This window comes from Bacteroides sp. 43_46, assembly GCF_001915455.1.
GTDB lineage: Bacteria > Bacteroidota > Bacteroidia > Bacteroidales > Bacteroidaceae > Bacteroides > Bacteroides caccae.
This window is the reverse complement of the sequence record NZ_MNQN01000115.1, coordinates 18,126-42,476: the sequence shown is the minus strand read 5'-3', so window position 1 is coordinate 42,476 and position 24,351 is coordinate 18,126. Positions and strand designations below refer to the sequence as shown.

Genomic DNA, 24,351 nt, shown 5'->3' with positions numbered 1-24,351 from the left:
TTATAATAACCCTATTTTTGATTGATTCCTTATGGATACACCTATTGAACGTAAACCCGGCATTACCCGTAAACATCTATATGTAATAGGTGGTATAGCCTTTGTTATTGCCGTTGTTTTATATTTCATATTCAGAGACACTACCTCTTCCATGACTGTGGAGAAAGAACGTCTGACGATTGCTACCGTTAACCGTGGTGAGTTTAATGACTATATTCGTGTCATTGGTCAGGTAATGCCTAATCGTATTATTTATATGGATGCCGTGGAAGGTGGACGTGTGGAAGAACGTCTAAAAGAAGAAGGTGCTATGGTGAAGGCAGGCGACGTGATTTTGCGTCTCAGTAATCCGTTACTAAATATTGGTATTATGCAGAGCGAAGCGGATCTGGCTTATCAGGAGAATGAACTTCGTAATACCCGTATTAGCATGGAGCAGGAACGCTTGCGTTTAAAACAAGAGCGTATTGGGCTAAATAAAGATCGGCTGGTGAAACAGCGCCGTTATGAGCAATACAGTCGCCTGATAAAAGAGCAACTTATTGCAGAAGAAGATTATCGACTTGCCAAAGAGGAGTATGATGCGGCTAAAGAACAGTTGGATGTCATTGACGAGCGTATTCGTCAGGATAATATTTTCCGTGAAAGTCAGGTAAACAGCTTGGACGAGAACATACGTAATATGAAACAGAGTCTCGCGCTGGTACGCGAACGAATTGAGAACCTGAAGGTGAAAGCTCCTATTGACGGGCAGGTAGGTAATCTTGATGCACAGATAGGACAATCAATAGCTGCGGGCGAGCACATTGGTCAGATCATCACTTCTGACCTGAAAGTACAAGCGCAGATTGACGAACATTACGTGGAGCGTGTTGTACCCGGATTGCCGGCTGACTTTACCCGTGACGGTGTCAGTTATAAACTGGAGGTGACGAAGCCGTATCCGGAAGTAAAAGAAGGGCAGTTTCGTACCGATTTGCAGTTTACAGCCGGACGACCGGAGAATATACGTGCAGGGCAGACCTATCATATCAATCTACAATTGGGCGACCCTGCACAGGCTATTTTGGTGCCGCGTGGCGGATTTTTCCAAATAAGCGGTGGACGATGGATGTATGTTGTGGATGAAAGTGGTAAATTTGCTATTCGTCAGCCTATCCGCATCGGACGACAAAATCCGCAGTATTATGAGGTTACCGAAGGATTAAAACCTGGTGATCGGGTGATTGTATCCGGATATGAACTGTTTGGCGATAACGAGAAACTGATACTGAAATAAGTCTATGATATGATAAATTACTTTTCACAAGTGATACGTAGTCAGCGGGTTAAAAAATCTCTGACACTGATAAATATAACGGGATTGTCTGTTTGTATTGCAACAGCATTGCTTATCATACTTTACGTATGGTCGGAGTTAAGCTACGATTCATTCCACAATACCGAGCGTGTATATCGTGTTGAAAGCCGGTTGTATGAAGGCAAGACGCTGACAGATAACTGGGCGACTACAGCTTACGGCCATGCACCTGCAATGGCTCGTGAAATTGCAGGCATTGAGAAGTATGTCCGTGTAACAGCACAAGACCGCGAACAAGTGGTGAATTACTTCGACAGGAGATTTGCCGAAGCACATTATTGCTACACCGAACCTGCTTTTTTTGAGATATTTAATTTCCCGATAATTAGAGGAGATAAGACCGGGCAACTGGTGCGTCCTAATACGGTGGTACTGACCGAAAGTGCGGCAAATCGTTATTTTGATGAAGAAGACCCGATAGGGAAGGTGCTGACTTTCAGTACGCCTTCATCGCAGCAAAACTTTGAAGTTACCGGCGTGATAGCAGATATGCCTGTTCGTTCTCATCTGCAATATGATTTTCTACTTTCATATAGTACGATTCCCAAAGAGCGACAGGACATTTGGTACATTCACGGAGTTTATACCTATGTCCGCCTGATGTCCGGAAAATGTCCGGAAGAGATTGAAGAGGCTTTTCTCAATATATCCGATAAGTACAAAACTGATGCCTTGAGACATAAGACTTGGGCGGTAGAACTGATACCGCTGAAAGACATTCATCTCACTCCACAAAAAGCTTATGAGAAAGAAGTGAAAGGGAGTCGGACTGCGGTTCTTATACTATTGGTGATGTCCGTTGCCCTGCTACTGATAGGTTGGGCTAATGCCTTGAATCTGACCGTGGCACGTTTCTTGGAACGCGGACGTGAGTTCGGGTTGCGTAAGGCTTTTGGTGCTTCGCGCCGTCAGATTATTATCCAGGGACTTCTTGAATCAGGTTTCATGAATCTGTTGGCTACGCTGATAGCTCTTGGTTGGCTGGAACTTCTTTTACCCCTTGTTTATCGCTGGGCAGGGCAAAGCTTTGGGACGGATATACTTATGTTGCCTGCTTTCTGGGGAATTGTAGCCGGAGTGGTTGTTATTGGTACGTTTGTTGTAGGCTTCTATCCTTCTTGGCTGATGGTTACTATACGTCCGTCGGAAATTATGAGGGGGAAACTGTTACACGGTAAACGTGGTAACCGGATAAGGAAAGTGCTGATTGTGGTTCAGTTTCTCGCTTCTTTTGTTCTGATTACTGGCACGTTCACAGTGATTCGGCAAGTGTGTTATATGCAAAGTGAGGCTTCCGTCGATTCTCATTCACGTATGTTAGTCATTAAGTACCCCTCTTTCACCGAGGGATTGGCACTACGTCTGGAAAGTTTCACCAAGCGTCTGAAGCAACGGGCAGATGTAAGCCACGTAACCGTTTCAGGAGCTGTTCCCGGGGTGGAGGTAGCCAATTATTTTACCAATCGTCCTTATGGAAGTGACCCTTCGCAAGTGAAACTGATACAGATGTTTGCCGTAGATTATGATTATCTATCTGCCTATATGCCCGCTATGATTTGTGGGCGGTACTTCTCTGAGGACTTTGGCGGTGACCTCAACCGGATAGTGCTCAACGAGGAAGCAGTCAGGTTATTAGGTTATGAGTCGCCCGAAGCCGCATTGGGACAGCAGGTTAAAATGGAGGTGGTAGGCGAACCGCTCGAAATTATCGGAGTGGTGAAAAACTATCACCAGCAATCGCTTTCCGTGGCTTACAAACCTATTATCTTCTTTATGAAAGAGCGAGTACCATTTATTGCAACACCTTATATTTCAGTCCGCTTGACAGGCGAAGGAGAAGATAGTGCTTTGATGGAGATCGAGCAGATGTATCATGAATATTTTCCGACTTCTTTATTTTCTTATTTCTTTTTGAGTGATTTGAATACTTTCCTTTATAAATCAGACCGTAATTTCGGTTGGATATTTGCCAGTGCTTCTTTAATTGCCATATTTGTGGCATGTCTCGGTTTGTGGATTGTAACATTGTTTTCAACCTTATCGCGCTTGAAAGAAGTGGGTATCCGCAAGGTGCTCGGTGCAAATAAAAGCAGCCTGTTTTTTATCTTGACCAAGGAGCTGATGTTGCTCACTATATTGGCATCTGCAATCGGTATACCCGTATCAGCAGTGTTAATGAATGGCTGGTTGGAGACGTATGCTTTCCATATTTCGCTACCTTGGTGGATATATGCAGTCGTTTTTGCGCTGTTGATGCTGATTGCGTTCCTTACTGTTTTTCAACAAGTGTGGCGCATTATCTGCTTGAAACCGATGAGTATTTTAAAATATGAATAACTAATAAATATTGAACTGATTATGATTAAGACTGAAAAACTGACAAAACTCTTCGCAACCGAAGAAGTGCAGACAAAGGCATTGAACGAAGTCACTTTACAAGTGGAACAAGGGGAGTTTGTTGCTATAATGGGTCCTTCGGGATGCGGTAAGTCAACACTGCTGAATATTTTGGGTACACTCGATTCTCCAACTTCCGGCTCTTATTTCTTTGAAGGAAAACAGGTGGATAAAATGAATGAGAACCAATTGACTGCCCTCAGGAAAGGTAATCTCGGCTTTATCTTTCAGAGTTTCAACTTGATTGACGAGCTGACCGTATGTGAGAATGTAGAATTACCCCTTATCTATATAGGCGTCAAAGCCAATGAACGTAAAGAAAGAGTAAAGAAAGTACTCGAGAAAGTAAACCTGCTGCATCGTGCCAACCATTATCCACAGCAATTGTCCGGTGGACAGCAACAGCGCGTAGCTATTGCTCGTGCCGTAGTGACGGACTGTAAATTGCTTCTCGCTGACGAACCTACCGGAAATTTGGATTCGGTGAACGGTATAGAAGTAATGGAACTATTGAGTGAACTGAATGCTCAGGGAACTACTATCATCATCGTTACCCACTCTCAACGGGATGCAATGTACGCACACCGCGTCATTCAATTATTAGACGGACAAATCGTAGCCGAAAACGTCAACCGCCCGCTGGGAAAAAATGTGTCAGCTAAAAATGAAACTGTATGATAGGAAATTACTGGAATAGTGCTTGGCGGAATCTGATGAAACGGAAAAGGTTCAGTTTCATTAATATATTCGGACTGGCGATTGGTATGGCATCGGCACTGCTGATTCTTACCTACGTGACTTTTGAATTCAGCTTTGATAAAATGCACACAAAGTATGACCATATCTACCGTGTGCAAAGTACGTTTCACGAAGGGGAAGTACTGACCGACTACTGGGCAAGCAGCTCCTTCGGATATGGTTCGGCAATGAAAGAGAACCTTGCCGGAATAGAGGATTATACCCGAATCGGCTCCCTACTCCAGCCGGAACAAATAGTGAAATACGGTGAACTGACCTTGCGGGAGAATCAGATAGCGTATGCCGAACCCAGCTTTTTTCGCCTTTTTGATTTCGAACTTTTGAAAGGCGATAAGAAAACCTGTCTCTCCATGCCGGGGCAAGTGGTAATCACCGAACGCATTGCCAGTAAATATTTCAAGGACGAAGACCCTATCGGGAAGATATTCATCTTTACCGGCGCATACGACAAGATATCGTGTGAAGTGACCGGAGTGATGAAAGAAATGCCTTCCAACTCGCATATACATTATAGTTTTCTGATTTCGTATAAATCTCTGCCTAAATATATGCAGGAATATTGGTACAAACACGAGGCTTATACCTACGTCCTGCTTGACTCTCCCGAAAGGAAAGCGGAAATAGAGAGAGAATTTCCTGTAATGGCGGAAAAGTACAAGACGGATGAAGCCTTGAAAAACAAGACATGGGGAGTCTCTTTAATCCCTCTGGCAGATATACACCTCACTCCGCAGGTAGGATACGAAGCGGAGACGAAAGGAAACCGTTCTTCTATGATTGCCTTGATTTTTGCTGCTATTGCTATTTTGGCTATTGCCTGGATAAACTATATAAACCTCACCGTAGCCCGTTCAATGGAGCGTGCCAAAGAAGTGGGAGTTAGGCGGGTAGTGGGAGCTTTCCGCAAGCAGTTGATTCATCAATTTTTGTTTGAAGCATTAGTGATGAACCTGATAGCTTTTGTACTCGCCGTTGGCTTGATAGAATTGGTTCTTCCGTACTTTAATCAATTGGTAGGCCGTACCGTTACCTTCTCCGTTTGGCTGATAGATTATTGGTGGATTTTATTGATTCTTGTTTTTATCGTCGGGATATTCCTTTCTGGATATTATCCGGCATTGGCTTTGCTGAATCGGAAACCAATTATGTTGTTGAAGGGGAAATTCTTGCATAGTAAATCCGGAGAACGGACACGGAAAGTTTTGGTTATCATTCAATATATGGTTTCAATGATATTGTTGTGCGGCACATTGATTGTCTTTGCACAGTTGAGTTTTATGCGCAGCCAGTCTTTGGGAGTTAAGACCAATCAGACATTGGTGGTCAAATTTCCTGGGCATACCGAGGGACTGAATACGAAACTGGAAGCTATGAAAAAAACGATAGCACGTCTTCCGTTGGTATATCAAGTCACTTTCTCCGGCGCTGTGCCGGGCGAGGAAGTAGCGACTTTCCTTTCCAATCGCCGTACCAATGATGCTCTGAAGCAGAATCGCCTGTATGAGATGCTTGCCTGCGACCCCGATTATGTGGATGCCTATGGATTGCAAGTTGTGGCCGGAAGAAATTTCTCGGAAGACTATGGAGATGATGTAGACAAACTGGTGATTAACGAAACGGCTGTACGTAACCTGGGCTTTACATCTAATGATGAGGCTATAGGGGAGTTGGTGAACGTTGAATGTACTGATGCCCCGATGCAGATTATCGGAGTAGTGAAAGATTATCACCAACAGGCATTGAGCAAGAATTATACACCTATCATGTTGATTCATAAAGATAAGATTGCCTGGTTACCACAACGTTATATCTCTATCGTAATGACTTCCGGTGATCCTCGTGAATTGGTATCACAGGTGCATGAGATTTGGAATCAATATTTTGCGGATTCCAGTTTCGATTACTTTTTCCTCGACCAATTCTTCGACCACCAGTATCGTCAGGATGAGGTGTTTGGTGTAATGATTGGCGCTTTTACCGGTTTGGCTATTTTCATTTCCTGTTTGGGACTTTGGGTACTGGTCATGTTTTCATGTTCCACACGTACCAAAGAAATGGGGATACGTAAAGTTCTTGGGGCTTCCCGTTGGACACTCTTCTATCAGTTGGTTAAGGGATTCTTTCTGTTAATTCTGATAGCAGTTGTTATTGCTTTGCCACTAGCTTGGTTTAGTATGAATGCCTGGTTGAGCCATTATGCTTTCCGCACAGATTTGAAAGCATGGTTCTTTATTATGCCTGTATTGCTAATGTTGTTTATCTCATTTATAACAGTAGCTTTCCAGACCATAAAGATAATAATGAGCAAACCTGCCCGCTCTTTACGATATGAATAATCTCTGAATCACTCAATAGGATATTCGTTAATATCCAATTTGATTTATGTTAAATGTTAACGAGACTATTACTTTTATTAAACCATGTTATAAGATGCGTTGCTTTACTCCGAAAATTTGGAGATATGCTGAAAGTCCGTATCTTTGCAATGTGTTTTTCATAGTATTAGATTTAAGGTTAACAAAAAGATTGGCTGTCTGGGATAGATAGCCTTTTTTTATGCTTTTTAGTTTCCTTCTATTTTTCACAAGTATATCTAATTTCCTAATTCTTTTTCGTTTGTGTTCTAAAGTATGTTTTTCAACACATATGCTTATTTTTCTATTGTTTTCTTCTTGCATTCTAAAAAAAATCTCTTAATATTGCATTTGTATTATTTGTCGGACAAATAATACAAATAATAAAAATCTAATGATATGAAGATAGAAATCAATCAAACAACGTTAATTGATCAGGTAGAAGACAGCCTGCTTACCTATTTCAAAAAGAATGATTTAGGACGCGGGGATTCTATTCCTAATGAGAATAGTCTGGCTGCAGAACTGGGAGTTGCAAGGAGTGTTGTCAGAGAGGCACTGAGCCGTCTGAAGATGATGGGGTTGATTCACGCACGTCCCCGTAAGGGGATGGTTCTGACAGAGCCTTCCATTTTGGGAGGAATGAAAAGAGTGATAGATCCCCGTGTTTTAAGTGAAGAAACAATTTTGGATTTGTTGGATTTCAGAATTGCACTTGAAATAGGAATATCAACTGATATTTTCCGTAAGATAACTCCTAAAGATATTGAGGAACTGAGTGAAATCGTAAAAATGGGAATCGTTTTTGAAAATAACGAATACGCGTTAATTAGTGAATCGGCTTTTCATACGAAACTATATAAAATCACCGGGAATAAAATCATATCTGAATTTCAGGAAATCATTCATCCTATACTTGTCTATGTGAAAGAGAAATTCAAGGATTATTTGAAACCTATAAATATAGAAATGAGCAAAAGCGGTCGGATAGCTACTCATGCTGATTTGCTGGACTTTATCAAGAAAGGGGACGAGAAGGGTTACCGGGATGCTATCGAAAGGCATTTTGAGGTCTATAAAATTTTCAAGGTAAACCGAAGTCAGGAATTGATGGCTGAGAAGGCAGAAAGTGAAAAGGTAGAAGGTATATGAAAAGGTGGCATCTGATAATTTTATGTTTATCCTTAATTTTATTGCTAATGAATACATCTTGTTTTAGAAAAGAAGAAAAGAGGATAGAGGCACAATGGGAAAATACATTGTTGCTTCCGGGATGTGCCGGCATGCCGGAGAACGTCGGATTAGCAGGTGCATATTCCGGGATAGTGGAAGGCAAGTTGCTTGTGTTGGGTGGAGCTAACTTTCCTGATAAGTATCCTTGGGAGGGAGGTATTAAGACTTGGTGGGCTACTTTATATAGCTACGACTTGGATACAGAGGAATGGACTGTATATGATGATTTCCTTGACCGTCCGCTTGCTTATGGGGTTTCAATAAGTTTGCCGGAAGGTTTATTGTGTATCGGTGGATGTGACCATGCGCGGTGTAGCGATAAAGTATTTCTGATAAAAAAAGAAATAGATTCATTTGTGATAGATTCTGTCAGTTATCCTTCTTTACCGGTTCCATTGGCTAATGCAGCGGGGGCTATTTGTGATAATTGCATTTATATTGCTGGGGGGCAGGAGTCTATGGTAAATGAACGGTCAACTCATCATTTCTATATGCTTGATTTGCATCATAAGGAGCAAGGATGGCAGGTAATGCCGGGTTGGGATGGTCCTTCTCTTTCTTATGCGGTAGGCGTCGCTCAAAGAGGACGGTTTTACCTCTTTAGTGGAAGAAGCTATGCACCGGATGAGTTGATGACGGAATATACGGAAGGATATGTATTTGAACCGGGTACTGGGAAATGGAATAAAATGACCGGTTCTTTCCCGGTGATGGCGGGTACGGCCATACCTTATGGAGAAGACAAGATTTTGATACTGGGAGGAGTGGAGGAAATTTTGCCGACATCTCCCAAGCACCCGGGATTTAGCCGTAAACTTCGGGTGGTCAGTACGGACATGAATGCTTTGGTAGATTTGTTCGATTGTTCATACCCTATTCCCGTTACAACGAATGCTGTTTCTATTGGAAATCAGGTATTTGTAGTAAGTGGCGAGATACAACCCGGCATACGGACACCGTTAATTTTGAAAGGAACTTTCCGAAAGTGAAATATAATAATCTAATTAAATGCATTATGAACAATTATGAAAGACTGGAAGGTATGGTTGCGGCCACCTTCACCCCAATGGATGAAAATGGGGACGTGAATTTATCTGTTATTGATAAATATGCTGATTGGATAGCATCAACTCCTGTAAAAGGGGTATTTGTGTGTGGTACGACTGGTGAATTTTCTTCGTTGACTATTGGCGAGCGTAAGGCGGTTCTTGAAAAATGGGTAGCCTCTGCTGCTAAACGTTTTAAAGTGATTGCACATGTCGGTTCAAACTGTCAACGAGACGCAATGGAACTGGCAAGCCACGCGGCACAAACTGGAGCTGATGCTATCGCTTCAATAGCACCTTCTTTTTTCAAGCCGGGAACGGTAGATGAACTGGTCGATTTTTTTGCACCGATTTGCCGGGCCGCCAGTGAGTTGCCTTTCTATTATTATAATATGCCGTCAATCACAGGGGTTAACTTGCCGGTAGATAAATTTTTGATAGAAGGCAAGAAGAAAATACCAAATTTGGTAGGAACGAAGTTTACTCATAATAACCTGATGGAGATGGGGGCTTGTATCGATTTGGAGCAGCATAAGTTTGAAGTATTACATGGCTTTGACGAGATTCTGATTGCCGGTTTATCTATGGGAGCAGTGGCAGGTGTGGGAAGTACATATAATTATATCCCTAATGTCTATCATGCCATTTTCGAATCAATGAAGAAAAATGAGGTGGAAACAGCACGTGCCTGGCAGATGAAATCGATACGTACAGTGGAAGTGATTATTAAATATGGTGGCGGCGTACGTGGTGGTAAAGCTATCATGAAACTTATAGGTCTTGATTGCGGCAGTTGCCGGTTACCGATAAAAGCTTTTTCAACGGAAGAGTATGAAAAACTAAAAGGTGATTTGGATGCGATAAAATTCTTTGAATTTTAATGATAAGAAAGAGGAGATGACAGTAAAAGTGTATTGCTGGGGTTTAGCTACTTTACTTCCTGTCTATCTCCCCCTAATCTAGTTAAATGCGTTCAAATTTACCTAAAATAAAGATACTATGAAAGTAAGTAAGAAAATATTTATCATATTTTCGATGATTTTGTTATTGATACCGGATATATCTTTAGGTAAAGATATAAGGTTGGAACTGGAAAGACCTGTTATCCCTGTTTTAGTCAAGAAGCAGATTAATCCGACTATTAAGGCAACTTTGATTCAAACAGACAACAGTCCTTATACCATTCGGCAAATTGATGTTGATTTGCAGGGAAGTACGGATTTGTCTGATATTGTTTCTGTTGCAGTGTACGGAACTCATAAAAACGGGCTGATAGATGAATCCCGTCTGATATGTAGACCGGTACCTGCTGAACGGAAAATTTCTTTTACAGATAATATACAAGTGAAAGATGATTCCTTGTCTTTCTGGGTAGCAGTGACATTGAGAGATACGGTTTCACTGACACATCGTATTAGTGTGAATTGTAGCCGGATAAAAACGAGCCGGGGAGAGCTGAAAGTTTCGAATAAGGATGTTGTCCCCTTGAGAGTGGGAATGGCATTAAGACAGAAGGGACAGGATGGTATCGTTTCATCACGTATTCCTGGACTGGCTACCAGTAACAACGGAACGTTGCTGGCTATATTTGATGCCCGTTATGATTTGACTCGTGATTTGCAGGGGAACATAGATATCGCTCTTCATCGTAGCTTTGATAAAGGACTGACGTGGCAACCCATTCAAACGGTATTGGATATGGGAGAATGGGGAGGTTTGCCGCAAAAGTTTAATGGAGTGAGTGATGCTTGTATCCTTGTGGATAAAAATACAAATGACATTTATATAGCCGGATTGTGGATGCATGGTGCATTGGATGACAATGGCAAGTGGATAGAGGGCTTGAATGAAAATAGTACTTACTGGATACACCAGTGGAGGAAGAAAGGATCGCAACCTGGAATCGGTTTGAAAGAAACCTGTCAATTTCTGATAACTAAAAGTACGGACGACGGACTGACATGGAGTTTTCCTGATAATATAACAGGTAAGACTAAACGCCCTGAATGGTGGTTGTTTGCTCCGGCTCCCGGACAAGGGATTACATTGGCAGACGGTACTTTGGTTTTTCCTACGCAGGGACGTGATGAGAAAGGAACCGCATTTTCCAATATTACATATAGTAAAGACCATGGAAAAACTTGGATGACCAGTAATCCGGCATATTCGAATGTGACGGAATGTAATGCAGCACAATTAAGTGACGGTACGGTGATGCTGAATATGCGTGATAATAGAAACCGGGGTAATAAAGAAGTAAATGGCCGGAGAATTTGTACGACAACAGACTTGGGTGAGACATGGACAGAGCACTCTACATCACGGAAAGCATTGGTGGAACCGACGTGTATGGCAAGTTTGCACCGTCATGATTATACTGTGGGTGGAGAAAAGAGAAGCATATTATTATTTGCCAATCCCAGCGATTATGAGACACGGGATAAGTTGACTTTGAAAGTTAGTTTTGACGATGGAATGACATGGCCTGAGAAATACTGGATTTTGTTTGACCAGTATCGTAGTGCCGGTTATTCCAGTATCACGTCAATAGATGAAAATTCAATAGGGATATTATATGAAAGCAGTCAGGCAAATATGGCTTTTATTAAAATTGATTTGACTGAAATTCTAAACAGGTAAGCCATGAACAGTAAAACTTCAAATATATATCCATGGGTGATAGTCGGATTACTATGGGGAGTTGCTTTACTCAACTATATGGATAGACAAATGCTTTCTACTATGCGGATTCCGATGATGGCAGATGTCCGTGAACTGGAGTCGGCTGCAAATTTTGGCAGATTGATGGCGGTCTTTTTGTGGGTATATGGGTTGATGAGTCCCATTTCCGGGATTATCGGTGATCGTATGAGTCGTAAATGGTTGATTGTAGGCAGCCTGTGTGTATGGTCTGGAGTGACATATTTGATGGGGTATGCCACCACTTTTGACCAGCTTTATTGGCTTCGTGGAATTATGGGAATAAGTGAGGCATTGTATTTGCCCGCCGCTCTGTCTTTGATAGCTGATTTTCATCAAGATAAGACACGTTCGTTGGCAGTGGGAATACATATGACAGGGCTCTATGTAGGTCAGGCGATAGGTGGTTTCGGAGCTACTTTTGCAGCCATGTATTCTTGGCATAGTACCTTCCACTGGTTCGGTATTATTGGGGTAGGATATGGGGTCATTCTGGCCTTTTTCTTACGGGATAAGGAAAGAGGAACGATCTCTGTTATGCAGGAAAAAGTGACGAAGATACCGGTTCTGAAGAGCTTGGCTATGTTGTTTTCTAATGTCTTTTTCTGGATTATCCTGTTTTACTTTTGTGTGCCGGGCACTCCGGGATGGGCGGCAAAAAACTGGTTGCCGACTCTTTTTTCAGAGAGCTTGTCTATTGATATTTCCGTGGCAGGACCGATGTCTACTATTTCCATCGCTTTGTCGTCACTGTTCGGAGTGTTAGTCGGTGGATATATATCAGACCGTTGGGTGCTCAGAAATGTACGCGGAAGGGTATATACGGGAGCTTTGGGATTGGGTTTTATCATTCCCTCTTTATTGTTTATCGGATTCGGACATTCCATTTTCGCATTAGTGTTGGGAACAATTTTGTTCGGAGTGGGATTCGGAATGTTCGACGCAAATAATATGCCGATTCTTTGCCAGTTTGTTTCAGCCCGTTATAGGGCAACGGCATACGGTATAATGAATATGTGCGGAGTATTTGCGGGGGCGGCAATAACCAGTATTCTGGGAGAATCTACGGATGCCGGACATTTGGGACGTGATTTTGCGCTTCTGGCAGTATTTGTATTAATTATGCTGGTCATTCTGGTCACATGTTTGCGACCTAAGACCATTGATATGAAGGATTAATATTTAAAACTATAGATCATGAAAAAAATACTATGCATAATTGTCGGTATGCTTTGTCTTTTACCTTTGGGAGCAAAGGTAAAGCTACCGGCAATTATTGGAAATGATATGGTATTGCAACAGAATACCAATGTCAATCTGTGGGGATGGGCTACACGTTCTCGAAAAATTACAGTTAGAACATCTTGGGATAATAAAAACTATACAACCACTTCCGCATCGGATGGTACGTGGAAAATACAGGTACAGACACCTTCTGCCGGTGGTCCTTATACCATTACTATATCCGACGGAGAACCCGTAACACTTACTAATGTTCTGATAGGGGAAGTATGGTTATGTTCGGGACAGTCGAATATGGAAATGCCTGTAAAAGGGTTTAGGGGACAACCGGTGGAGGGCTCATGTGATGCTATTGCAACAGCTCTCCCATCCGATAATATTCGTATGATTACGCTTAAAATAAATAGTAGTCAGACTGTTTTAGATGATTGCGTGGCAACTCCTTGGGTGGAGTCTACACCGGCTAATGTCGCGGATTTCAGTGCCACTGCCTATTTTTTTGCAAGTTATCTGCGTAAAGTTTTGAATGTGCCGGTAGGTGTCATTTGTTCCAGTTGGGGTGGGTCCAAGATTGAGTCATGGATTAATAAAGAGGTATATACGGAAAAATTCCCGGAAATATCTTTGTCGGTACTGACCAAAGATCCTAAAGACATTGCCAGACCAAAAGATGAACCCACGTTACTATACAATGCGATGATTCATCCGATAAAGCAATTCACCATTAAAGGTACCATTTGGTATCAGGGAGAGAGTAACTTAAATAATCCGCAGGTATATAAGCGATTGTTTCCGGCGATGGTAAGGTCTTGGCGGAAAGAATGGAACCAAGGTGAATTTCCTTTTTATTATGTGCAGATAGCACCCTATGATTACGGACGGAAAAATGCAGATAAGACGGAAGCGGCTGAAATTCGCCAAGTGCAACTGGAATGTTTGAAGGAGATCCCTAATGCGGGTATGGTTGTCACGGCGGATATTGGAAATCGCACCTGCGTACACCCCTCTGATAAGGAGAGTGTAGGGAAGCGACTTGCTCTGTGGGCATTAGCCAAAACTTATCAGCGTAGTGGAACACCTTATAGTGGTCCTCTCTACAAGTCTTTTACAATAGATAAGGAAAAGATAATTGTGGAGTTCGATTACGCAGAAATGGGGATGACATCTTATGACAGGGAAATTGTCGGATTTGAGATTGCAGGAAAAGATGGTATTTATTATCCGGCGAAGGCTGTTCTTTTTGATAATAAAACCAAAGTGATGCTGACTAGCGATCAAGTTCCCGAACCGGTAGGGGTTAAGTACGGGTTCAGAAATTATCAGCCGTTGAATTTATTTTCAAATTTCGGATTACCGGCTTCTCCTTTTGTTGCAAAATAATTTTATAATATATGAAACAAGAAAATAGAAAAACCTGAAATTAGAGTTATTAACTTGTAATCTACAATTTATGTTAAATGCATTTTTTTTAAAGAGTAAGCTACTCCGCATGTCGGGTATCTTATTGGTTATCCTCTCTTTTTGTATACCTGCATTCTCGGCTTCGCTCGAGGCTTTGGGTATAGAACAAAAGAAGGTAACAGTAAACGGAGTTGTTTTGGACGATACACGAGAACCGTTAATAGGGGTTTCGGTTTTAGTGAAAGGTTCTCAACAAGGAACAGTAACAGATTTGGATGGAAAATATTCCATCACTGCTCCGGCAGACGGTATTTTGGTATTCTCATTTGTAGGAATGGAAAAACAGGAAATACCGGTAAAGGGGCGGAACAATATCCTGGTGACGATGAGAAGCAGTTCGGTAGCTTTATCAGATGTTGTTGTTATCGGGTATGGTAAACAGTCCAAGGCAGCATTGACCAGTGCCATTACTAAAGTGGATTCAAAAGATATGGCAATTTCGCCGACAGGAAATCCGATGTCAATGTTACAGGGAAAAGTGCCGGGTATGGAAATCCGTGTAAATTCCGGCCAACCGGGGGCTGACCCTCAGATTATAGTACGTGGCGGAACGACTACTGCGCCCGAAAGTGATTCTCCTATGGTAATCATTGACGGCGTGATTCGTACTATGAAGGATATTAATTATGCGGATATAGAAACCATACAAGTATTGAAAGATGCAGCTTCAACAGCCATTTATGGTTCAAAGGCTTCTCGTGGCATTGTTATGATTACAACCAAACAAGGAAAAGCCGGTAAAGGGAGTATCTCTTTCAGTTATGGATTGTCTGTAGACCACCAGCCGAAAAGAATGCCGTTGTCCGGTGCCCGTGAATATCTGACCGCAACTCGTACGGCTGCACTGCATGCAACCGATCCGGATAAATATCTGTCAGGTACGTTTGCAATGAGTACCGCTAATAAACGAAATGCTTTGAATACGACCGCTTTTCTGGATGATTACATTGCCAATTATGGTCAAGGATATGTAGAAGACCTGTTGTATAATCAGGGGTGGGAGATGATGGAAGACCCGGCAAATCCCGGTAAGATGTTGATTTTTAAGGAAACGGACTTTCAGGATAATCTCTTTCAAACGCCAGTCAACCATGATTTTAATATAAACTTCAGTGGCGGCAACGAGAAAGCGACTTACTATATGAGTTTGGGATATCTCACTCAAGATGGTATTGTTGTAGGTACTCATTATAATCGTTGGAGTTTTCTTACAAATGCTTCTTACAAGATTCGTAAGAACCTTACTGTAAAAGGTATGGTAAACTACTCTATGAGAACGACTGCGGGCATTAATGAAAATAATGTAATGTCAAGGGCTGCCAAAATGCCGCCTACAGTGCGCCAGTATTATGAAGACGGAACTCCGGCACCGGGTGAATTGACAAGTTCGTTCCGTACTCGTCTGCACGAAGTTTATTATCAGGAGAAAGAAAACAGAGTGAGCCGAATCAATCTTTCTGCCGAACTGGATTGGGAGATTATTCCCGGGCTACATCTCAAACCTATGTTCTCGTATACCAATAATGAGGGTAAAGACCATAACTTCGAGAGGTATAATGAAGTGGTGAAGAATAGACCGGTGTCCGAAGCGCATAATATGGATCTACATTATCAATATGATCTTATTTTGAATTATGCGAAGACAATAAAGGATAAGCATAACTTGGATTTGATGGTCGGTGGCAACTATATTTATGATAACTGGTATCGTTTCAGTGGTTCCGGTTATGGCGGAACATCAGATTATATCGAAACGCTGAACGGTATTGCGACGGAATCTGCCAAGACTACTTCCACTTTTGAAGAGAAGAAGATGAATAGTTACTTCGGGCGTGTCAATTACAATTATGATATGAAATACTTGTTTTCTGCAAGTATTCGTTATGACGGTTCTTCTCACTTTGCCGCCAATCATAAGTTTGCTGCTTTTCCGGGTGTATCTGCTGGATGGAATATGCATCGTGAGGCTTTCTTTGAACCCTTATCGAAAGTAGTCAGCAATTTGAAACTTAGAGCCAGCTGGGGAAAAACGGGATATGACAACCTTGCTCTGGAAAATACGGAAGGCTCTTATGAAGCCGGTAAAAACTATGCAGGGGAAGCCGGTATTTTGAATACAGTGCTTATGAACCGCAATTTGTTATGGGAAGAAACAACCTCTACCGATTTGGGACTTGAAGCCGGTTTCCTGAATAACCGTATTAATCTGTCTTTCGACGCTTATTATAAAAAGACAACGAACCGTTTACTGAACGAGAATTTGTGGTCGGAAACGGGATTTGCTTCAATCAAGTCCAATTTCGGCTCCTTGAACACGAAAGGGGTGGAAATAGCCATTAATGCGATTCCCATACAAACCCATGATTTCCGTTGGAATATAGATGCCAATTTTTCGATTTGGAGAACAACTATCGGCAAGTTACCCAATAATGGCGCAGATAAGAATCGTACCGGCGGCGGAATCATTTTTGACCCGAAACTGGGAAAATATGTTGAAGTAGGTGGATTTGCGGAAGGAGAGCGTTTCGGTTCCCGTTTTGCTTATCAGTTGGACGGGGTTTATGCAACAGATGAAGATGCAGCCAACGCTCCTTATGATGAAGGAGTATCTTCCGGTTGGTTGGGTAAAGGGAAATGTGCAGGTGATGCCATTTGGCGTGATGTGGATGGAAACGGTATCATCAATTCCAAAGACATGGTGTTTGTAGGATATATTCACCCTGATAAGATGGGGTCTTTCAACAATACTTTCACTTACAAGAATTTTACTTTACGGATTGCCACGGACTTCTCATTGGGAAATGTGATTGATAACCATTTCAGGGCACAGGCGAACGCAAATTCACGGAATAACTTTGCAACGATTCATGATGTAGCCAGTAGCAAGATGTGGCACAAACCGGGTGATATAGCTTCTATTCCTCGTTATGATGTAGAGTCTGACTGGGATAACGGAAAGCGTAATCATGGTCGTCCGAGCAGTTCTACCATTGGTTTTAGTGGTGGCAGTGCCAACACCTTGTATATAAAGAAAGGTGATTATCTGGCATTTCGTGAAGTCTCCCTATCATATCCCTTGCGTACCAAGTGGCTGCGTGCCGCTAAGATTGAAACGCTGGACTTGACGGCAGCTGTCTATAATTTAGGATATTGGACTGCTTATGACGGACTTACTCCTGAAGTAATTGGTGCTGATGCCGGTAAATATTCCCGTCCGCGTCAGTTTATATTCTCTGTAAAATTTACAATGTAACATTAAAGTAAACGATGATGAGAGCTAAATTAATAATGTTTAGTATAATGACTGCCTGTACCTTAGGTAGTTGTGAATCTATATTGGAGATAGATCCTATTTCTGAAATAACTATGGCAAATTACTGGAAATCGGAATCTGACGTGAAAGGCTACCTGAATGGTCTTTATTCGGATTATAGAGGAATGACCAGTACTACCCTGTATGGAGAAGATCGTGGAGATGCTATGGTATCGGGAGTGATTGGCGGTGTTTCACGTTCGCATCAGCATGAACTGAATGAAGAATATGGATTGGACTGGCGTACTTTCTATGAGAACATTCATCATTGCAATATGATAATCAAATATGCTCCGGGAATTGACTTTACACTGGAAAATGAAAAGAAACGTATCTTGGCACAGGCATATACTTTTAGGGCAAAAGCCTATCTTACTTTAACTCAGATGTGGGGAGACGTGCCTGTTGTTTTAAATCCGACAGAATCTTATGATAAGGAGTCACGCCCGACGCGTAGTACGGCTTCAGAAGTGATGAAACAGATTCTTTCAGATGTTCAGACTGCCATCGATCTTTTCCCGGAAACGAATATTTTGGATAAGAATCGGATTTCAAGACCTGCTGCGTTATGTCTGAAAGCGGAAGCGCTGGCATGGAAATATACGGTTCAGCGGAGTAATGACAAGAATGACTTGACAGATGCGATTTCTGCATTGGAAGAAGTGGAAAAGTGCGGTGTGAGTATGATGGATAAATATGCGGATATTTTCGATGTGGCAAACAAGAAAAACAGCGAAATCATTTTCTCTATTTATCTGAAGAAAGATGAATATAACAATATGTATATGTCTACGTTGTCCATGTCTGCCGCAGCCGGACTGCTGACTAACGATATTGTGAACAAAGAAGACATTCCATACACTAACTCCACAATCGCACGTCACGTGTATGCTCCGTCTCCCCGTCTGATATCGCTTTTCAGTGACAAGGACAACCGGGCTTCGTCAGCTTATATCAATGCTATAAATTCAAAAGGGGCGGTAGTTTTCACTTCACAGAACAAATTTCGGGGGACAGCTTATACCGATGACCGTTATTATGATAATGATATCGTGGTTTATCGTTTGGGCGAAGTCAAATTGTTGAAAGCGGAATTGTTGTGTTATCTGGGTGGTGACAATGTACAAAAAGCCATTGATGCTATGTTCGCTACCCGTAATCGTGCCGGAATCGGAGCGTATACCGGGAGTACGGTCCAGAAAGTGGTCCAGAAAGAGATATTGGACGAACGCGGCAGGGAATTGTGTTTCGAGTTGAAGCGTTGGCCTGATCTGATGCGGGCACATCACGCGGGTACCATTGATATTTATAGTTATATTCCTAATTTGGTTGGTAAATCTACTCCATTGTATTTCCCGATTTTGAGGAAGATGATTGATTTGAATCCTAATTTGGAACAAACTGAGGGTTATTAAAAAATAGAAACAATGAAAAATTTAAACTTAATATTTGCATGGGTATGCCTGTTGTTTATATCGACGGCATGTAATGATGTGGAGCCGAGCATATCTTCTTTACCGGTTCCCACGAGCAAGCCTTATTCCATCAATAGGGAAGGATATGCCTATTTTAGAATCCCCACGATGGTAATTACTAACAGCGGTACAATATTGGCATTTGCCGAGGGACGTCGCAATGGTCCTGAAGATGAAGGGGACATCGACATCGTGTTAAAGCGTTCCACTGATAAAGGAAAAACTTGGGGGCCGTTAATAACAGTCAAGGATGATGGAGAAAATCGTTGTCGTAATCAAGTACCTGTTTATCTTCCGGATATCAATCGTATCATTTTACTATCTTGCTGGAATCCGGGTGCAACAGGAACTAATTCAATTTTTGTAACTTATTCGGATGACGAAGGATTGACATGGGCGAAAGAAAAGGACATAACTGCTTCCGTAACTCCTGACAAATATAGATGGTACGCTACAGGGCCTTGCCATGGAATAGTGAAACAGTTTGAGCCGCATAAAGGGAGAATTGTAGTGCCGTGTAATCATAATACCACTACATCCGGTGCGGGACGTTCTCATGTGATATATTCGGATGATAAGGGAGAAACTTGGCATTTGGGTGGTATTATGGACGTGGATTATACGAATGAAAGTACTGTGACTGAATTAAGTAACGGTGATTTAATGTTGAACATGCGCAAACAGTCTGACACGGAAAAATATAGGATGGTCTCCACCAGTACGGACGGCGGACTGACATGGACTTCGTGTAAGTATACTACATTGAAAGAACCTATATGCCAAGGTTCCATACTCTTTTACGGTTTGGGGGATGATGGTAAAGGCATTATTCTGTTCTCGAATCCTGACAGTCAGACCAATCGTAATAATAACACGTTAAAGATGAGCGAGGATGACGGAGTAACTTGGAAGAAGCAATATTCCTATACAGGAAGTGATTATGGAGGATACTCGGACATTGCCCGTTATCCTGACGGTACAATTGGGGTATTATATGAATATGGTTTCAAGAATATCGGAGGCATTGCTTTTCAGAATGTTGAGTTGTCACAGCTACAATAAAACATGCGTAGAATTAAAAAATAGATTGATATGAAAAAGATAATATATTTCTTGTTCGTGTGTGTCGGGACCTTTTATGCCTGCAAAGACGAGGAACAAGTACTGTTGAATGCAGATTTTATTTCAGACAAGCAAACCATATCCGCAGGGGAGAAGGTATATTTTATGGATAAGTCTGCTGGAGAACCTGTACGTTGGGATTGGGCTTTTGAAGGTGGAGAACCTAGTGTGTCTAATCTGTTCAGCCCGGAAATCGTGTATAATTATCCGGGAACTTATACCGTAAAATTAAGAGTAGGGCGGGGGACGGAAAATGCGGAGACTGAGATGTTGAAATATATCACAGTTGTATATCCGGATGAAATCACCGTAGCTTTTAAAGCCAATAAAACTCAGGCATTGAGTGATGAATCTATTAGTTTCACAGATATGTCCGTAGGATTCCCGTCTACTTGGTTGTGGGAATTTATTCCTGCAGAAGGCCGTACCGTCACCTCAACGGAACAGAATCCGAGTTTAGTATTTGAGCCGGGAGTTTACTCTGTTAAATTAACAGTTACTAATCCTAAGACAACGGCTACGCTTACGCAAGAGAATTATTTGAATATTATTGATAAGAATTCAGTTGCTGCAGATATTACGGCAGACCGGCGTATGGTTATAGAAGGGGGAGTCATATCATTCAAGGATACTAGCTTGGGACGTCCTACCCGTTGGAACTGGACGTTTGAAGGAGGAACACCTTCTACTTCCAATGAGCAGAACCCGACTGTTACTTATTCAACTGCCGGTAAGTATAAAGTTACTTTAGTCGCTTCTAATGATATGAATACTTCCACAGCTGAACAGGAAGGATATATCACAGTATTGCCGGGTAAAGATATTGTTCTTTTCTATCCGTTCGAGGGTGACAGTAAAGATATGGGTCCCAATGCTATTCATCCGGAAATTCTTAAATTGGGAGATAATATGGATGTCAACTTTAATGCACCTGCCCGTAAGGAAGGATTTACCTGTGCTGAGTTCAGAAGTAAGGATAATCAGAATTATGCATTCTTGTCGTTGCCGGATAATGATGCATTAGATTTCCAGGCAACTCCGGTGACTACTTCTTTCTGGGTGAAAACTTCGAATAAAACAGCTGCTAATCTGGGGGTATTCCAGCATGGAGCCGGTCCTAATGCAAGTACAGACGGAAAGAATAAGCAGACTTGGTTTAGATTCCAAAAATCCAGTCCGTTTATAAGATATGTCATTGAGTACTCTGGGCTTTCCGGAAACTGGACTGATTATAAGACAAAAGCCATGACAGACGGAGAGTGGCATCATTATGTATGTGTTCATACCAATGGAAGCACCTATTTATATATTGACGGAGTAAAAGCAGCGGAAGCACTCAATAAAGGTTTGAAACCAATTGATCGGAAGCCTTATTTCATCGGTGCCATGTACAGAGGGGCAGAAGGCTCCCGTTCTTATGAGAACTTTATGGATGGTTATATAGATGATTATCTGGTGTATAATCGTGCATTCACGGCAGCAGAAGCGAAAGCGCTTTATGATAGCATGAAATAAGTGATATCATATTCACTGATATAAGTCTAAAGGCAACTTGCTCATCGGTATCGGGAGTTAGTTGCCTTTTCTTGTACTGTATTTGTCATTAACCTGAATTTTTTCTTTGTATATTTGCAAACAGATACATTTTAGTATTATTATGAAAAATATTTTTATTCAAATTCTTCGTGTCCTGATGCTTTTTCTGCTTCTTATTTCAGGAGTTATTGGCTATATAATTTACGAAGATACATTGTCGGAGTGGTGGATACCTGTCGGAGTGGCATTGATGATAGCTATTGCTACATTTCCTTTCTACATGAGGTGGGCATGGCTGACAGCCGGAGATAATAAAATAGTTAATTTTTTGTGTCATTTGGTATGTGTGGGAGTTATGAGTTATGCACTGTTTCTTGTAGGTAACTATTGGTTGGCAGACCCTGCTTCCATGCAGGAAGAAGAAGTTGTAGTGCAGAGGAAGTATCAGGAGACGCATAAGAAAACCCGCCGGGTAGGTAAGAGGCGTTATGTACCGGACGGTGTACGTAAGGAGTACTATTTGGAAGTAGCTTTTACAAATGGTACTATGAAAACATTGCATGTACCACTCTCTACTTATAACAAGACACGACAGGGTGCAACAAAGACATTGACTTTGCAGAAAGGATTCTTCGGGTTTCCGGTGATAACAAAAAATGACATTCATATAGATAGAGAGTCGGACAACATTATGCACATATCATCAGGTGTTTTAAAATAATAAGGTACTAATATACATATCTACATCGTAAATTATTCCGTTCTCGGAAGGGGTTCTTTTTAATTATACGTATCTGTAAATTTGTCTGCGGGCACCGTATTGACACTTCCTATCTATGTATATAATATCAGTATTAACTAATAACATATATTGATATGACAACTAATGATGTATTTTTAGATGTCTGTAAAGGGCTAGTGATGTAAATTGTAACATTTTTATTCTTAATGTGCTAGGCGATTTTAGAGCATATATAGCTCCGGAAGTCAGATTAAAAACTAGGGAGTGCCGTTACAATGAAGTTCAGGATGCGCAAGACATTACAAAACAAATCTTGAACCTCGGGCACAATTTCGCTCTAGAAATGAATAAATATTCCGAGAAAAGACATAGTACATTCACAAGGAAAATTTCAAGTTTGGTACGGATTATATATGGTTTACAAAAGTTAATTTAAACCGCTAATTTGTTGTTTGCATATAGGAAAGTAGTTATATTTGTATAGTTCTTTGAGGACAAGACATTGTTGGAAAATAAAAGAAGTGCCTTGATATTTGGAATCGTCAATTCAATAAAAGGACAAACGAGGTACAGAAGGTAACTCATATCAGGTAGGTTATTCATCTGTGTGTTTGTACAAGCGTTTGACGATGCTTTCGAGTTTATACAGGTGATAGTCCACTTTCTTTATTATATAATGTTTTCATAGACTGTCGGGAAGTCAAAAAATTGCGCCATTGTGAAAAAAGTATTTCATTTTATCTGTATTAATTATGCTGGCTAGAGCATTTATAAATGTCTAATATTAAAAAATGATAACGCCTAAAAAGGAATCTTAGTTTCCGGAAATGTATGTTTTTGATGCGGTTAATCTGGTTCAAAACAAGTAATAGTACTTTTCTCCTAATTTTTTTCTGATGCTTTTTAGGGCAGCAGTGATATGTGCTTCTACTGTTTTGATTGAGATATTCATTTCATCTGCTATTTCTTGATTACTTTTATGCTCCTCCCTGCTTTTTTTAAAAATCGTCTGGCATTTGGTGGGAAGTTGACAAACTGCTTCTTTTATTAAATTTTGTAATTCTTTAAATTCCAATTCTTCTTCGCTGTTATAATGTTCGTCTGAATTTTCTTTCAATATATCTATTGATACTTTTTGTTTTTTGTCACGTAGATAATTTAGTGCCCTATTCTTTGCCGATTGAAATAGATAAGATTTTAAAGATAAAGAGAAATCAATATTTTCTCTATGTTCCCAGACATATATAAACAATTCAGCTGTTATTTCTTCAGCTTCAGTTTTGTTTTCGATATAAAGCGATATGAAACGGCATAATGGTGTAAAATAACTTCTGTATAAATGTTCAAATACTACTTGGTTACCTGATTGGATTAGTCTAATCCATAGAATATCATCTATCATAAATTATACTTTTTGCAAATATATACCAAAAAAGTAATTCGCAAATAAAAAAAGAAAAAAAAATCAAAAAGTGGGGATTGTATATTAAGGATTGATGGACTTTATGTGTGAAATAGAACTATAAACAGTTTATCTCTAAAAACATATTTCTCTTGATTGTTTTTGGGAGTATTAGAAAGGAAATGATTTATTTTTTATAATTTGAAAAA

At 41.0% G+C, this 24,351-nt stretch carries 16 protein-coding genes; 15 read left to right on the top strand and 1 reads right to left on the bottom strand.

Annotated features, from left to right (window positions below):
• Nucleotides 1-31 precede the first annotated feature (31 nt).
• The 15 genes from BHV72_RS11810 to BHV72_RS11740 all read left to right on the top strand — a co-directional run bounded on the left by BHV72_RS11810 (nucleotide 32) and on the right by BHV72_RS11740 (nucleotide 22,719).
• Entirely contained in the window at nucleotides 32-1,279 is a 1,248-nt protein-coding gene (locus tag BHV72_RS11810) for an efflux RND transporter periplasmic adaptor subunit (RefSeq protein ID WP_005677975.1), read from the top strand.
• 12 nt (nucleotides 1,280-1,291) lie between these two features.
• Nucleotides 1,292-3,697, top strand: coding sequence for an ABC transporter permease (locus BHV72_RS11805; RefSeq protein ID WP_055173830.1), 2,406 nt, complete (start codon nucleotides 1,292-1,294; stop codon nucleotides 3,695-3,697).
• Between the two features lie 21 nt (nucleotides 3,698-3,718).
• The gene (locus BHV72_RS11800; RefSeq protein ID WP_022041845.1) at nucleotides 3,719-4,435 is read left to right on the top strand and encodes an ABC transporter ATP-binding protein; all 717 of its coding nucleotides are present in this window, start codon (nucleotides 3,719-3,721) and stop codon (nucleotides 4,433-4,435) included.
• A complete protein-coding gene (locus BHV72_RS11795; RefSeq protein WP_286856084.1) occupies nucleotides 4,432-6,852 on the top strand; it encodes an ABC transporter permease in 2,421 nt (806 codons plus the stop codon). Before BHV72_RS11800 ends, BHV72_RS11795 begins: the two co-directional genes overlap by 4 nt.
• Before the next feature lie 417 nt (nucleotides 6,853-7,269).
• Nucleotides 7,270-8,022 (top strand): FadR/GntR family transcriptional regulator, encoded by a 753-nt coding sequence (locus tag BHV72_RS11790; RefSeq protein WP_005677981.1) that lies wholly within the window; start codon nucleotides 7,270-7,272, stop codon nucleotides 8,020-8,022.
• A complete protein-coding gene (locus tag BHV72_RS11785; RefSeq protein WP_456301117.1) occupies nucleotides 8,019-9,092 on the top strand; it encodes a hypothetical protein in 1,074 nt (357 codons plus the stop codon). Before BHV72_RS11790 ends, BHV72_RS11785 begins: the two co-directional genes overlap by 4 nt.
• 26 nt (nucleotides 9,093-9,118) lie before the next feature.
• Nucleotides 9,119-10,030 (top strand): dihydrodipicolinate synthase family protein, encoded by a 912-nt coding sequence (locus tag BHV72_RS11780; RefSeq protein WP_055173881.1) that lies wholly within the window; start codon nucleotides 9,119-9,121, stop codon nucleotides 10,028-10,030.
• Nucleotides 10,031-10,148: 118 nt separating this feature from the next.
• A complete protein-coding gene (locus BHV72_RS11775) occupies nucleotides 10,149-11,789 on the top strand; it encodes a sialidase family protein (RefSeq protein WP_122271670.1) in 1,641 nt (546 codons plus the stop codon).
• A 3-nt stretch (nucleotides 11,790-11,792) separates the two neighbouring features.
• A complete protein-coding gene (locus BHV72_RS11770) occupies nucleotides 11,793-13,028 on the top strand; it encodes an MFS transporter (RefSeq protein WP_005677986.1) in 1,236 nt (411 codons plus the stop codon).
• Between the two features lie 18 nt (nucleotides 13,029-13,046).
• Nucleotides 13,047-14,471, top strand: coding sequence for a sialate O-acetylesterase (locus BHV72_RS11765; RefSeq protein WP_005677987.1), 1,425 nt, complete (start codon nucleotides 13,047-13,049; stop codon nucleotides 14,469-14,471).
• A gap of 70 nt (nucleotides 14,472-14,541) precedes the next feature.
• Entirely contained in the window at nucleotides 14,542-17,805 is a 3,264-nt protein-coding gene (locus BHV72_RS11760; protein WP_005677988.1) for a SusC/RagA family TonB-linked outer membrane protein, read from the top strand.
• Nucleotides 17,806-17,918: 113 nt separating this feature from the next.
• The gene (locus BHV72_RS11755; protein ID WP_229093680.1) at nucleotides 17,919-19,280 is read left to right on the top strand and encodes a RagB/SusD family nutrient uptake outer membrane protein; all 1,362 of its coding nucleotides are present in this window, start codon (nucleotides 17,919-17,921) and stop codon (nucleotides 19,278-19,280) included.
• A gap of 12 nt (nucleotides 19,281-19,292) precedes the next feature.
• Nucleotides 19,293-20,402, top strand: coding sequence for a sialidase family protein (locus BHV72_RS11750; RefSeq protein ID WP_005681443.1), 1,110 nt, complete (start codon nucleotides 19,293-19,295; stop codon nucleotides 20,400-20,402).
• A 30-nt stretch (nucleotides 20,403-20,432) separates the two neighbouring features.
• Nucleotides 20,433-21,977 (top strand): LamG domain-containing protein, encoded by a 1,545-nt coding sequence (locus tag BHV72_RS11745; RefSeq protein WP_055173875.1) that lies wholly within the window; start codon nucleotides 20,433-20,435, stop codon nucleotides 21,975-21,977.
• A 142-nt stretch (nucleotides 21,978-22,119) separates the two neighbouring features.
• Nucleotides 22,120-22,719, top strand: a complete 600-nt coding sequence (locus BHV72_RS11740) for a DUF2500 family protein (protein WP_022041854.1) — start codon at nucleotides 22,120-22,122, stop codon at nucleotides 22,717-22,719.
• Between the two features lie 877 nt (nucleotides 22,720-23,596).
• On the opposite strand, the gene BHV72_RS11735 is transcribed toward BHV72_RS11740, so the two are convergent.
• Nucleotides 23,597-24,142 carry an RNA polymerase sigma-70 factor gene (locus BHV72_RS11735; protein WP_022041855.1) on the bottom strand — a complete coding sequence of 182 codons (546 nt, stop codon included), beginning with the start codon at nucleotides 24,140-24,142 and terminating at the stop codon, nucleotides 23,597-23,599.
• Nucleotides 24,143-24,351: the final 209 nt, after the last annotated feature.